Source organism: Streptomyces sp. NPDC002092 (assembly GCF_053593775.1).
In genome coordinates this window covers 128,511-141,338 of the sequence record NZ_JBSFDG010000013.1, presented here as the reverse complement: position 1 = coordinate 141,338, position 12,828 = coordinate 128,511, and the positions used below count along the sequence as shown (strand labels likewise).

Sequence of the window (12,828 nt, the reverse complement as noted above, 5' to 3'; positions counted from 1 at the left end):
TCGGCCGGTACTCCTTCCAGCTTCCCGACCTGGCCGGTGGCCTGCGTCCGCTGCGCGACCCGGACGCCACCGACGAGGAGTGACCGGCCCTGGCCTGCGCCCCGGGCCCCACCTCGTAGACCCGGCACTCCGCGCAGCGGAACAGGTCGGTGCTGCTCTCGCAGGGGGGATCGCCGAGGGAAGCCTAAAAGGGGCCAAGGGATGATCTTGGTTTTTTGAGGCCGCAACCCGTCACCTGTTCGACTTCGTCTCGTTGGTGTGATGCTGGGCCTGTCGACTGGGGCCGGGGCGGGACTGTGACCTCGATCGAGCGGAGGGCGTATCCGCGGTTCAAACGGCTGGTCGCCGCGCATGAGCGAAGATCAGTACGTCACCCTGTTGGCGGCGGTGTCCGTCGTGGTCGGCTGTGGCGCTAGTGCAGATAGTCGCTCGCCTGGGCGCCGAGGACGTTCAGAAGAGCCAGCGTCTCGGCGCCGGGGGATCCCGGCGGTGCGCTGTAGAGCACGAGGTGCTGGTCGCGGTCGGTGAGGGTGAGGGTGTCGCAGTCGACGGTGACGTCGCCGACGGTCGGGTGGCGGAAGGTCTTGGTGAGCGTCGGTACAGGCTGTACGTCGTGGCGTTCCCAGAGCCGGGCGAAGTCGGGGCTGGTGTCTCGGAGTTCGTCGACGAGGCCGGTCACTGCGGGATCGGTGGGGTAGCGGGCGAGGGTGGTGTGGAGCTGCATCACGATGCCCAGCCGGAAGTCGGCGGCGTCGGAGATCCCGTAGAGCGTCTCATCGGCGTACTGCGGTCCGGGGAAGGCCCGGCGGGCGAGGTTGCGCTCATTGGGGGTGAGCGGGGCGAAGTCCTCCATGAGAGCGGCCGCGAGGTCGTTCCAGGCGAGGACCTCGCACGCGGCGGACATCACGAAGCCAGCTGTCTGAGGCATTCGTTCGAGGAGCGCGAGGATGCTGGGGCGGACGTCGCGCCGGTGCAGTCCGGTGCGGTTCGGCGCGGTGCCGGCGAGGACGTGGAGGTGGTCGGACTCGGCGTCGGTGAGCCGCAGGGCGCCGGCGATCGCGGCCAGGACGTCGCCTGAGGGGCGTGGCGCCCGGCCCTGCTCGAGGCGGATGTAGTACTCGGTGGAGATGTGCGCGAGGACGGCCACTTCCTCGCGGCGCAGACCTGGTGTGCGGCGTCGCGGGCCGGAGGGGAGGCCTACGTCCTGGGGGCGGAGCCGCTCGCGGCGGCTACGGAGGAATGCCCCGAGCTCCTGTTTGTCCATGCGGCCAGTGTGCGCGCCGCCCGGCGGCGGATCGTAGTACTGGTTGTGCCTGTATCCGGTCGGCGGCCGGCCGGACGCTGTTGCCATGACGAACAACACGAACACCACTGAGATCGCACCCGTCGGCCTGCTCACCGGCAAGATCACCTTCATCACCGGCGCCAGCCGTGGCATCGGGGCGGCCGCGGCCCGGCTCTTCGCCTCCGAGGGCGCCGCCGTCGTGCTCGCCGCCCGCAGCACCGACGCCCTGGAGACCATCGTGAAGGAGATCCGCGCCGACGGCGGTACCGCCGACGCCGTCACCCTGGACCTCGCCGACAGCGCGAGCATCCGCGCCGCCGTGGACCAGGTCGAAAAGCTGCACGGACGGCTGGATGGCGCCTTCAACAACGGCGCGGTCCCCCAGCAGCAGTTCGGCCCGGTCCACACCACCAGCGACGAGGACATCGACGAGCAGTTCGCCGTGAACTTCCGCGCGCACTGGACCGCCATGAACGCCCAGGCCGCTCTCATGCGGAAGAACGGCGGCGGGGCGATCGTCAACACCTCCAGCATCGGCAGCCGCCGCGCGAACCCGGCCCTGCCCGCCTACGGCGCCATGAAGCGCGCGCTCAACAGCCTCACCGAGACCGCCGCGGTGAACTGGGCCGGTGACCGTATCCGGGTCAACGGCATCACCCCCGGCGGCACCTCCACTGAGATGATCGCCACCTGGGAGGCGGCGACCCCCGGCATCGTCGAGCAGATGACCAAGTCGATCCCGCTCGGTCAGATGGGCGAGCCCCGGCAGATCGCCGAGGCGGCCGCCTGGCTGCTCAGCGACCGCGCCTCGTACGTGACCGGCGCGATCCTGCCGGTCGACGGCGGCGCAGGCGCCTGACCAAGACAGCCCAGCGCCACCCGCCGAGGCCCACCCTCTCACTTAAGGACCGCCCGGCAACCCCGCAGGCTCCACGACGCGCAGACCTGCGACCTAGCCCCCGGGCCGGACACTGCCGGGCGGCCCTTACGGCCACCCCCCAGGCGCCGTCGAGCGTAAGGATGCGCGATGAACGCACCGCCGCGCCGCACCACGCCCTGAAGGGCTGATCAATTGCCGGGGACGCGACAAAGCATCCCGGCGGCCGGCACCACACCACCGGCAACACGTCCGGTGCCGGTCCCATCCAACAGCTGCAGAACACAGAGAAGGAGCTAAAGATGACAGACCTGTCGGGAAAGGTAGCGGTCGTCACCGGTGCCAGCCGGGGTATCGGCCGGGCCGTCGCCGTTCGGCTGGGACGGCTCAGCGCAAGCGTCGTGGTCAACTACTCGCGAGACACATCGGGGGCCGCCGCAACGGTGGCCGAGATCGAGGCCGCGGGCTCCCGCGCCATCGACGTCCGCGCGGACGTGTCGAAGCCGGACGAGATCGAGGCGCTCCTCGACACGGCGCGCAGCCGGTTCGGCGGCCTTGACATCGTCGTGGCGAACGCCGGCCTCGACGAGGGCCTCGGTCCGGTGCTGGATGTCACCGAAGCCGAGTACGACCGCATGTTCAGCGTCAACGCCAAAGGCGCGTTCTTCACGCTGCAAAAAGCGGGAGGCATGGTCGACAGCGGCGGCTCGATCGTCTACATCGGATCCAGTTCTACACTCCGGCCACAACCGGGCTTCGGTCTCTACACGTCGAGCAAGCTGCCTCCGAGCTTCCTGGTCGGGATACTCGCCCAGGAGATCGGCGAACGAGGCGTCACGGTCAACGCCGTGATCCCGACCGCGACCGACGGTGCAGGCTATTTCAGCGCAGGCAACGACGACACTGAGCTCCGCTCGCTCGTGCAGAACGCCAGCCCGCTCGGCTCACGCATGGGAACGGTCGACGACGTCGCGGACGCGGTCGAGTTCTTTACCGGCAAGCTGGCCCGCTGGATCAGCGGACAGCAACTGCTCGTCAGCGGCGGAGCACCCACCTGATTCCCTCCCCCGTACACGTCCACCCCGCCAGGCCGCCGTGAGCCGTGCCGAGATCCGCGCCGTTATCCGTGGGACGACTTCAGACAGGCCCGGCAACCGATGAACCGTCAGCCGCCCACCAGGACCGACGGAGGCTTAGCGCCGGTTTTCGTTCCGATGTTCCTCAACCCCCCACCCCCACTCCGATGACCGTGTGGAGCTGTCGTTCTGTGCCGATTCGTCGCTCCGGGGCCTACGGTGTGAAGCCCGCAGCCCCCCGTGCCGCCCGTCGACCACGGGCACGCGGGGCTCGCGCATCTAGGCGCAATACCGGTGACTTTGGGTCGGTGGGTGGTTAGCGGTGTGTGCCGCGTGTGGGTCAGACGAAGTTGTCGGGTGGGCAGTTGAGCGGCTCACGCGGGAAGCCCGTGCGCTGCTTCGCCGAGGAACCCGGACGGGCTCCGCAGCGTCTCCCTGGAGGAGGCGGGACCCCACGGCGGGGCCGTGGGTGCGGGCACCGGTGCGGGGAGGGCTGCGTGAGCAAACGCGAGGCGGCGCTGGCGATGGGGGCGGCCGAAGGGCTGGGCGGGTACCGCAGACTCGCGGTCCCGGGATCCACGGCCGGCGACGGGTTCTTCGTGATGCTGGGCGTGTTCTTCGTAGGGTCGGCGGGCTACGAGCTGGTCCGCGGTGTTCCTGGCTGGCCCGACGGTCTGATCACGGCCCTGGGGCTGGTCATGGGCCTGGTCCTGGGCGGCCTCACCTGCTTGCCCCGGTTCGAGCGACGCGAGGGCGGCCCGATGACGCACCTCTACTGCTTCGAGGACGGCTTCGTGATCGCCGGCCGCGACTCGATGCGCGCGGTCCGCTGGTCGCGCATCACCGTCACCGCCGAGAGGTGGGAGTCGGGAACGGGCGACGACCGCGAGTCGGGCACTCGCCGCACCCTACGAGCACCCGACGGCACCGTGCTCGCCCACTTCACCGGTCGGGAGCCCGAACAGATCGGCGGCTACGGCGTGCTGTGCCTCCACCAGGCGGCCGTCGAGCGCGAAGACGCCCGCCCGCTGCCCGATCTGCCATTTGACGACCGGATCGAGCAGTCGGACCGGCGCGGAGCGGAAGAACGGTGACGCGCGCGCCGTCGGTCATCGCCACCAGCAGGCAAGGCCGGGTGGACTCCGGAACCGGCTGCCGCGTCACCTGTCACGCACCGCGCTCACCGGTCCGGTCCGTGGTACCGCCACCGCCATCGGAACCGTCCTCGCCGGCCGGTTCACCACCTGGGCCCGCGAACACCTATGACCGCGAGGCCCAGACCGGCCTCCAGGCTGATGAAACGCCCGCATCGCCCTGCGGCGCGCAGCGCGCGGGCACCTGACGCCTTCGGCAGCCGGCAGGTGAACGCGACCGCGTCGCTGTGGGGTCCGCTCCCGGGTCCCTCGGGCGCCCGTTTGCGTCGTGGGGCGCGCAAGGTTCTGTCACGCTGCCGGCATGCGTACAGGGCTCTCAGGACTGTGTACGCATCGCTCTTCGCCCTTGCTACGTCGGCTTGTCGTCTAAGCCGGCGCCCGCGGCCGGATCGTCCTCGTCCGCAGGTCATGCGTAGGTGAGCAGGCGCGCGTCATGCCGTGCGCGGGCGGCGGCCAACTGTGCGGCGATGTCCGGGTGGGCGTGAGAGGGATGCTCAGGGTGCCCCCGGTAGGTGTCGTAACCGGGGATGTCGGAGTCCGGCTCCAGATCCCGCAGCATGAGCAGCCTGCGCACCTCCTCCAACTCCGGCCCGTCCTGGCACGCCCAGACCGCGTCCTCCAGCAGCAGTCGGTCGAGCTCGGCCATCCGACGGCAGTCCCGGCAGGCGGACGCGGGCTGCTCCCGCGCGCGCAACAGCTCGGCCAGCGCCTGCCGTAGCGGCTCGGGGGCGCGGCCAGGCTGTGTCCACGTGCCGTGGAGGACGGCGTCCGCGTCGGACCAGGAGATGAGGATCTGCTTCTGCTCCCTGAGCTTCTCCGGACCGTCCGCCTCGCTCCCTACGAGGTGCACGCGGAACAGGAGCATCTCGTCGCCCTTGGCGCCGATCCTCGGATCGTCCGCCGGGTCGAGCGCCCACTCCAGGCGGTACTCGCGGACCGCCGCTCCCGCTGGCAACGCCAACAGGTAGTCCGACTGGCGCGGATTGTCGTCCGGCAGGGCCGTCGCCTCGAACGCCGGGCCCAGCGGCGAGCCTTCAGCGTCCAGGTCGCGGCAGCGGACCGCCACCAGGTGGGAGAGGAAGCGACGCAGCCGCAGCACCGTGCGGCTCTCACGGTCGGTGGGGCGCAGGCGCACGCGGACGACAGCCTGCCCCCTTATCGTCCCCGCCAGTTGGAAGCGGTCGAAGTCGACATCGAGTGGTTCGGTCTCGTCGCCCGGCTGCACAGATACTCCTTCGGCCCGGTCTACTTCCTTCGGCCCGGTCGCGGGCGGAGACGTACGCGCGGGGCCGCTGGTTCCCTCCCCGGAGAGGACGTCACAATGCGAGGGACGGTTTTTCCAGGGAGGGGACAGTCCATGCAGCCCGAGCACGTTCCTGCATAAGGCCAGCCGGGCACCATCTGGTGTTTGCCCTCGCCCCGACCGAACGTGTGGCAAAAGGCCCGGTCAGCACATGAGTTGGCGTCTGGTCTCAGCCACGGCGATACGTCCACCGCCAGGACCAGCCGACCATCTGCCGCCCTCGGCAGCGGCACCCCGACCAGGGCACGACGCAGCCGTGCGACATCGATCTGCCCCTGGTTGAGCCCGCCGTACAGAGCTCCGTGACCACGGCGGTGTTCAGGCGTGAGCGCGAGATCGACCAGCGTCCGCACCGGCCCGTCCGTGCACAGCAGCGCGTCGCGCAACTCGAACAACGCGTCGCCTCGCGCGGTCAGACACGCGTACAGCTCCGACCGGAAGTGTGACTCCCGCGAACGCATCCCGTAAGACGCTCTGATGCACCAGACTCATGACCACGGCCTTCGCACTGTTCCTCTGCCTCTGTGACGGAGCAAAGGATCAGCCGAAGCCCCATACGCGTCCGCTGGACTGCGAAACATCGATCAAGTTCGAGTCCCGTTCGAGTCGGCTTGAACCGAAGGCGAACTGCTGCAAACGCCGTTGTTCCCGACCTTCCGCGTTGTCATGATCGTGCGATGAGCAGCGAGCGAGCGAACGACATCCACCAATGGGGACGGTCCCTGTTCGAACGGCAGCAACACCCAGTGACATGGGCTGGCCACGTCCTTGAGGCAGCTTCGCTGAGTCTGGGCAGGACTCCAGAGATTGAAGCCGCCCTGGAGATGGCCGCCGACCAGACGCAATGGAGTCGTGGCCGCGAGTTGTTCGACAGCGTCCGCCGAAGCAGTCTGGGCAGCGAGGACCGACTCGCGCAACAGCTACTCTTCCGACTCGCTGAGCTGGTTGGCAAGCTCGCGCACAATGTCGCTGGACCCCATCCGCACTTCGACCATCACGCCGGCTGGCAGATCGGGCCCATTGCGTATCGCCTCGCCATCGAAGTGCAAGATGCCGCACTCCAGGGCCGGCTCGCCTCCGCGCTGGGAAGTTGGCCAACGCCAGGCCCTCGGACCGGGCGCTAACTGGCCCGCCATGTTAAACGACAAGGTGAGTGCCTGTCGCCGTCGGATGGCTCCAGAAACCTGGCCGCCCGGAGCCCGCGACGACTCGACCGCTGATTGGGATAGGCGACTTGATCGCTTCGTAGGGCAGTGCCGGCGAGGTCGTCTGCAGGGCGAACGGTGACGACGACCAGGCGGCGGTGACCGTGCCCGAGATCTGGGCCGAGTTAGACATCGGGAAGGAACACCACCACTGCGTGGTGATCGACGCGGCAGGTGAACGGCGACGTGCTGTGGGCGGTCGACATCAACCGCGGCGCCGCTGCCCTGGTCATCGGTCTGCTGCTCGACCACAACCAGCCGATGGTCTACCTTCCCGGCCTGGCAGTGCACCACGCTTCCGCTGCCTACCGAGGCCAGGGCAAGACGGACGCCAAAGACGCACGTCATCGCTGACCAAGCCTGGATGCGCCGTGACCCTCGGCGTCCTGCGGCCCGGTGACGAGGCGGCCGTAGACCTTCGGCTCCTCATCACCCGCCGGACCGACCTGATCTGCGACCGCACCCGTCAGATCAACAGGCTCCGGGCACAGTTGCTGAGATCTTCCCCGCGCTCGAACGGGCGCTGACCCTGACCAACCAGGGGCCGGTCATGCTGTTGACCGGCTATCAGACGCCGGCGGCGATCCGTCGCACGGGAATCAAGCGCATCGCGACCTGGCTGAAGAACCGCAAGGTCAGGGGCGCCGCCGAGCTGGCTCAGGCGGCGGTCGAAGCGGCTCAGGCCCAGCAAACCGCCCTGCCAGGCGAGAAGCTGGCCGCGGCTCTGGTGGCCCGCCTCGCGAAGGGGGTGATCGCCCTACACTATCTCCGGGCTCTATCCAGAAGTCGCGCAAGGTCATAGGCGGATGATGACGAGAGCGATGTCGTCAGAGACACCCCCGGCGACGTCGAGCCGGGTCAGCAGTGCGTCGGCCAGCGGTTCAGGGGCGAGGGTTCGGTCCTGGGCCAGGGCAGTGGTCAGGCGTTCCAAGCCGGCGTCGATGTCCTCGTCGCGGCGTTCGATGAGGCCGTCGGTGTACAGCACGAGGGTGTCTCCCGGCCCGTAGGGGAGGCCGGCCTGGGGGCGGGGGACATGGTGCTCGCGCGTGCCGAGTGGCGGGTCGGTGGCCTGGTCCAGCAGGTCGCAGATCCCGTCGGTGTGGAGCAGGATCGGCGGTGGGTGCCCGGCGTTGCTGTAGATGATCAGCCTGCTGCGGGTGTCGATGAGTACCTTGACCGCGGTGGCGGCCATGGCGCCGTCCACGGAGCGGGCATAGAGGCCGAGGATCTCCAGGGCCTCGGCGGGGCTGGGGATGGCGCGGATGACGGCGCTCAGGGCGCTGCGGAGCATGCCCATGACGGCTGCGGCGTGCAGTCCGTGGCCGACGACGTCTCCGACCGCCACGGCGTAGCGGTCGGGTGGCAGGTCGACGATGTCGTACCAGTCGCCGCACACGTTCAGTGACGCGGTCGCGGGCAGGTAGCGCACGGCGATGTTGCTGTGCCGGTCCAGGTCGGGGACGGAGAGCATGGCTTCCTGCAGGGTGATGGCGACCTGCTGTTCACGGGCGTGGGCCTGGCGCAGTTCCTGGTTCAGCCGGTGCAGCTCGCGGGCCCGTGAGTACAGCTCGGCTGCCATGCCCTCCGTTCGTTCGGGCGACTCCTCGCTGAGCTGACGTGCCCGGGGTGAGTGGACGAAGGGCGTCACGTCCTCTATCTGCTGGATGATCCACTTCACTCTGCCGTCCGGGGCGGACAGCGGGGTGTGGACCACTGACCACCATCGCTCCTCGAACCCGTCCTGCTGATCGGGGGCGGGAAGGTCGTACCGCTGGAGCACCGCGGTTTCCGGCTTACCGGTGTCCAGAAGCCGGTGCAGGGTGGCTTTCAGATTCCGTTCCGCATCGTCGTCGAAGCCGGGATTTTCCGGCAGGGCGTCGAAGAAGTACTTCCCGATCAACTCGTGCTTGGTCCGGCCGGCAGTCCGCAGGCAGGCCGGGTTGACGTAGCGGATCACCAGGTCCGCATCCAGCACCAGGTACGGGCTTGGTGTGGCGTCGAAGAACGCCGTGAAATCGATGTCCGCTGTCATTACGCGCTCTCCGTGGCCGCGAGCGCGACTGCCTGGACTTCCAATCTACGGCCGGTCCAGTGCTCGGGCTCGTTCGCCTTCATTCACCCGGCACCGCCCCCCGGCCGGGTCCCAGAAGGCACCCCGCAGCCGGTGTCGTGCCGCATCGCATGAGGCGTCGGCAAGCCTTCTGGGGCGAGAAGTTCCCTGTAGTGCCGCCAACGCATAGAGATCGCCCGAAGCGGCAGCCAGGGCGACGGCACTGATCCGGCAATTCTCCGTTGACCAGTCGAGGGCTTCGTCGAGGGTGATGACCGAGCCGACATCGGCCTTCAGGGCACCGTTGGCGGCCTGCTCGGCGAGCGGTTCGGTGACCTCGCGGACGGCCGTGGTCACGATCGGGGTGACGGTGACCCCGGCGGCAGTGCCTGCGTCGGTGTTCGGGGGCCTGAGTGAGGGTTGCCACCTTGCCGCCGCGACGCACGGCGGCGAGCGGGACGTCGTCGATGGTGTGGTCGAACAGGTTGACGGGGGCGTCGACGCCGCCGGGGTGCGCGGCGAGGACCTGTTCGGCGACGGGTCCGGCGGTCCGGTCGACGACCGCGGTGGCGCCGGGGCCGGTGAGCCGGTCGGTGTCGGTGCCGGTGGCGATGACGGTCACCCCGCGGGCGGCGAGCAGCTGCACGGCGTAGGAGCGGATGCCGCCGGACGCGCCGTTGACCAGGACGGTCTGTCCCGGCTGCGGGTCGATGGCGTCGACGGCCTGCACGGCGGACGCGCCGGCCAGCGGCAGTGCGGCGGCCTGTACGAACGAGAGGGCGGCGGGTTTGCCCGCGACCGCGGCCGCGGGCAGGACGGCGTACTCGGCGAGGGTGCCGGCCTGCACCGGCGGGGCGAGCAGCACGTGGCCGAACACCTCGTCGCCGGGCTTGACGTGCTCGACGCCGGCGCCGACGGCTTCCACGACGCCGGCGGCGTCACGGCCGAGGACCAGCGGGTACTCGTGCGGCAGCATGCCGGTGAGGTAGCCCGCAGCGATGGCGTTGTCGACGTCTGGCTGACACCGGCGCGAAGCCCCACGAGACCCAGGCTATCTTGGGCCACAGCCACTTCGACACGACGATGTCGGTCTGCACTCATGCCGCCCTCCAGGCGCAGCGTGAGGCGTTGGACGGGGTCGGGTCGCTCATGCGAGCCGACGAAACTGATGTCCAAAATTGATGTCATCGAGCGGCTCCAGGCCGCTGACCTGGGGAGGACGAAGCCGCGCATGAAGATCTCGGTTTCCTCGGACATGGACGAACCCGTGGCGCGCTCGCTCGTCGCGGAACTGGACAGGCGCGGCCACGAGGTCGTGCCCCATGGGGCGCTGAGCCCCGGGGACGACCCCCAGTGGGCCGCCTGCTCCGAGGCCGCGGCCCGCGAGGTCGCCGAGGGAACCGCCGACCAGGCGGTCGTCTGCTGCTGGACCGGCACCGGCGCGTCCATCGCCGCCAACAAGGTGCCCGGAGTGCGGGCCGCCCTGTGCACCGACGCGTACTCGGCGGACGGCGCCCGCCGCTGGAACGACGCCAACGTGCTGGCGCTCAGCCTGCGCCTGACCTCCGAGCCACTGCTCAAGGAGATCCTCGACGCCTGGTTCGCGGCGCAGCCCAGCCAGGACGCCGAGGACCGGGAGAACGTGGAGCGCGTGGCACGCCTCGATGCCGGCAGGACCGCCGGCTGAGGACGCATGCCGCCGCTCAAGACCTCGACGATCACCTCTTGCTTACTTCAATAAAGGCGCTTTAACTTTGTCAGCATGATGTTGACCCAGCGGGAGCGCGAGATCATCGCGCTGCTGCGCCGCGACCCGCTGGCCGGGCCGCAGGCGATCGCCGACGCCCTCGGCAGCACCCGGGCCGCGGTGAACGTGCACCTGTCCAACCTGGGCAAGAAGGGCGCCATCCTCGGCCGCGGCTACATCCTCCGCGAGGAGAACGCCGTCGTGGTCGTCGGCGGGGCCAACGTCGACGTGAAGGTACGCAGCCTCGCCCCGGTACGGCAGCGCACCAGCAACCCGGGGCGGGCCGGCACCACCGCGGGCGGCGTGGGCCGCAACATCGCGGAGAACCTGGCGCGGCTGGGCACCCCGACCCATCTGGTCGCCGCCGTGGGCCGGGACGCGGCGGGCGAACGGCTCCTCGCCGAGACCGCGGCGGCCGGGGTACGCCTCGACCACGTGCACCGCAGCGCCCACCCGACAGGGACATACACGGCGGTCCTCGACGCCGACGGGGACCTCGTCGTGGCGGTCGCCGACATGGCGGCCACCGAGGCGCTGGCGCCCGAGGACCTGCACCCGGCCCGCGAGCTGATCGCCCACGCGGACATGCTGGTCCTGGACGGCAATCTGCCCGCAGAGGTGCTGGCCCACGCGATGGACGTCGCGCAGCTCGCCGCCGTACCGGTGGTGATCGACCCGGTCAGCGCCCCCAAGGCGGCCCTGCTCGCGCCCCTGCTCACCGCCCGCCGTGCGGTCTTCGCCCTCACACCGAACCTCGACGAGCTACGGGCCCTGCTCGGCCGGCCCGTCGGCGACAGCGAGGCCGAGGTGACGGCCGCCGCCGACACGCTGCACGCGCGCGGGGTGCGCCATGTGTGGGTACGGCTCGGGGCGCGCGGCAGCGTGCTGAGCACCGCGGGCGAGGAGGCGACCTTCCTGCCCGCCCCGCCCGCCGAGGTCGCCGACGTCACCGGCGCCGGGGACGCGATGCTCGCCGCGTTCGTCCACGCCCTGCTGGCCGGCGGCGACCCGGTGGACGCCGCCCGCTACGGGCACGCGGCCGCGGCCCTGACGGTGCAGAGCCCGGCGACGGTGCGCCCCGACCTGACCCCGCGTCTGATCGAGGACGCGCTGACCGACCCGACCGAACCGAACGACCTGAACGATCCGATGCGGAGCCAGAGATGATCACGCCCACCCCCGCCCCGACTCCCGCGACCCCCGTCCCGCATCCGCGTCTCGTGCTGACCGACGAGGTCCGAGAGGCGTTGCGCGACGGGCGTCCCGTCGTGGCGCTGGAGTCGACGATCATCAGCCACGGCATGCCGTACCCGCAGAACGTGCAGATGGCGGTGGAGGTCGAGCAGATCATCCGCGAGGGCGGCGCCGTCCCCGCGACGATCGCCGTCCTGCACGGACGGCCCCACATCGGGCTGACCCAGGCGGACCTGGAGCTCCTCGCGACCGCACCGGACGTGACCAAGGCCAGCGTCCGCGATCTCGCCTATGTCATCGCGCGCGGTACCCACGGCGCGACGACGGTCGCCGCGACCATGCGGCTGGCCGCCCTCGCCGGCATCCGTACGTTCGTCACCGGCGGCATCGGCGGGGTGCATCGCGGCGCGCCGACGACGTTCGACATCAGCGCCGACCTGACCGAGCTGGCCGCGACGGGCGTCGCGGTGATCAGCGCGGGCGTCAAGAGCATCCTCGACATCGGCCTGACGTTGGAGACCCTGGAGACCCTGGGCGTCCCGGTCCTGACCTACGGCACCGACGAGTTCCCGGCGTTCTACTCGCGCCGCAGCGGCTTCACCTCGCCCATGCGCGTGGACTCGCCCGCCGAGATCGCCGCCGTGATGCATGCCCGCTGGGACCTCGGCATCCCCGGAGGCGTCAGCATCGCCAACCCCGTGCCCGAGGACGAGGAGGTCCCGGCCGAGCGCATGGACGGCGTCATCGCCCAGGCCCTCGCCGAGATGGACAAGGCCGGCATCACCGGCAAGGACACCACCCCCTACCTCCTCGGCCGCATCGTCGAACTCACCGGCGGCGAGAGCCTGCGCACCAACATCGCGCTGGTCAAGAACAACGCCCGGCTCGGCGCGCGCATCGCCGTCGAGTACGCCAAGCTCCGCTGAGGCCCGGACCG

General features: G+C 70.2%; 9 protein-coding genes and 3 pseudogenes. 7 read left to right on the top strand and 5 right to left on the bottom strand.

Annotation, left to right across the window (positions count from 1 at the left end):
- Positions 1-412 precede the first annotated feature (412 nt).
- A complete protein-coding gene (locus tag ACWCRD_RS28825) occupies positions 413-1,264 on the bottom strand; it encodes a helix-turn-helix transcriptional regulator (protein WP_387863323.1) in 852 nt (283 codons plus the stop codon).
- Between the two features lie 85 nt (positions 1,265-1,349).
- Here ACWCRD_RS28825 and ACWCRD_RS28820 point away from each other — a divergent pair, with 85 nt between their 5' ends.
- The 3 genes from ACWCRD_RS28820 (at position 1,350) to ACWCRD_RS28810 (ending at position 4,332) form a co-directional block, all read left to right on the top strand.
- The gene (locus ACWCRD_RS28820) at positions 1,350-2,144 is read left to right on the top strand and encodes an SDR family NAD(P)-dependent oxidoreductase (protein WP_450968680.1); all 795 of its coding nucleotides are present in this window, start codon (positions 1,350-1,352) and stop codon (positions 2,142-2,144) included.
- Between the two features lie 320 nt (positions 2,145-2,464).
- Entirely contained in the window at positions 2,465-3,220 is a 756-nt protein-coding gene (locus tag ACWCRD_RS28815; RefSeq protein ID WP_450968679.1) for an SDR family oxidoreductase, read from the top strand.
- 515 nt (positions 3,221-3,735) lie between these two features.
- A complete protein-coding gene (locus ACWCRD_RS28810; protein ID WP_450968678.1) occupies positions 3,736-4,332 on the top strand; it encodes a hypothetical protein in 597 nt (198 codons plus the stop codon).
- Positions 4,333-4,798: 466 nt separating this feature from the next.
- On the opposite strand, the gene ACWCRD_RS28805 is transcribed toward ACWCRD_RS28810, so the two are convergent.
- Positions 4,799-5,617, bottom strand: coding sequence for a hypothetical protein (locus ACWCRD_RS28805; RefSeq protein ID WP_450968677.1), 819 nt, complete (start codon positions 5,615-5,617; stop codon positions 4,799-4,801).
- A 152-nt stretch (positions 5,618-5,769) separates the two neighbouring features.
- Positions 5,770-6,187: pseudogene (locus ACWCRD_RS28800) on the bottom strand (transposase); the annotation flags it as partial.
- Positions 6,188-7,004: 817 nt separating this feature from the next.
- Between ACWCRD_RS28800 and ACWCRD_RS28795 the strand changes: the two are divergent.
- Positions 7,005-7,663: pseudogene (locus ACWCRD_RS28795) on the top strand (IS110 family transposase); the annotation flags it as partial.
- Positions 7,664-7,696: 33 nt separating this feature from the next.
- On the opposite strand, the gene ACWCRD_RS28790 reads toward ACWCRD_RS28795, so the two are convergent.
- Together ACWCRD_RS28790 and ACWCRD_RS28785 are read right to left on the bottom strand one after the other, a co-directional pair.
- On the bottom strand, positions 7,697-8,932 hold the full coding sequence (locus ACWCRD_RS28790; protein ID WP_450968676.1) for a SpoIIE family protein phosphatase: 1,236 nt from the start codon (positions 8,930-8,932) through the stop codon (positions 7,697-7,699).
- A gap of 79 nt (positions 8,933-9,011) precedes the next feature.
- Positions 9,012-9,962 (bottom strand): annotated as a pseudogene (locus ACWCRD_RS28785) (alcohol dehydrogenase catalytic domain-containing protein); the annotation flags it as partial.
- A 219-nt stretch (positions 9,963-10,181) separates the two neighbouring features.
- On the opposite strand from ACWCRD_RS28785, the gene ACWCRD_RS28780 reads away from it, so the two are divergent.
- From ACWCRD_RS28780 to ACWCRD_RS28770, 3 genes are all read left to right on the top strand, one after another.
- Positions 10,182-10,637 carry an RpiB/LacA/LacB family sugar-phosphate isomerase gene (locus ACWCRD_RS28780; protein ID WP_450968675.1) on the top strand — a complete coding sequence of 152 codons (456 nt, stop codon included), beginning with the start codon at positions 10,182-10,184 and terminating at the stop codon, positions 10,635-10,637.
- Positions 10,638-10,712: 75 nt separating this feature from the next.
- Positions 10,713-11,864 carry a PfkB family carbohydrate kinase gene (locus ACWCRD_RS28775; RefSeq protein ID WP_450968674.1) on the top strand — a complete coding sequence of 384 codons (1,152 nt, stop codon included), beginning with the start codon at positions 10,713-10,715 and terminating at the stop codon, positions 11,862-11,864.
- Positions 11,861-12,817, top strand: a complete 957-nt coding sequence (locus ACWCRD_RS28770) for a pseudouridine-5'-phosphate glycosidase (RefSeq protein WP_450968673.1) — start codon at positions 11,861-11,863, stop codon at positions 12,815-12,817. The genes ACWCRD_RS28775 and ACWCRD_RS28770 overlap by 4 nt, the downstream gene beginning before the upstream one ends.
- Positions 12,818-12,828 lie beyond the last annotated feature (11 nt).

Coding starts and splice junctions, on each gene's coding strand:
- ACWCRD_RS28825 (WP_387863323.1), bottom strand. CDS start 1,264: ATGGACAAACAGGAGCTCGGGGCATTCCTCCGTAGCCGCCGCGAGCGG.
- ACWCRD_RS28820 (WP_450968680.1), top strand. CDS start 1,350: ATGACGAACAACACGAACACCACTGAGATCGCACCCGTCGGCCTGCTC.
- ACWCRD_RS28815 (WP_450968679.1), top strand. CDS start 2,465: ATGACAGACCTGTCGGGAAAGGTAGCGGTCGTCACCGGTGCCAGCCGG.
- ACWCRD_RS28790 (WP_450968676.1), bottom strand. CDS start 8,932: ATGACAGCGGACATCGATTTCACGGCGTTCTTCGACGCCACACCAAGC.
- ACWCRD_RS28780 (WP_450968675.1), top strand. CDS start 10,182: ATGAAGATCTCGGTTTCCTCGGACATGGACGAACCCGTGGCGCGCTCG.
- ACWCRD_RS28775 (WP_450968674.1), top strand. CDS start 10,713: ATGATGTTGACCCAGCGGGAGCGCGAGATCATCGCGCTGCTGCGCCGC.
- ACWCRD_RS28770 (WP_450968673.1), top strand. CDS start 11,861: ATGATCACGCCCACCCCCGCCCCGACTCCCGCGACCCCCGTCCCGCAT.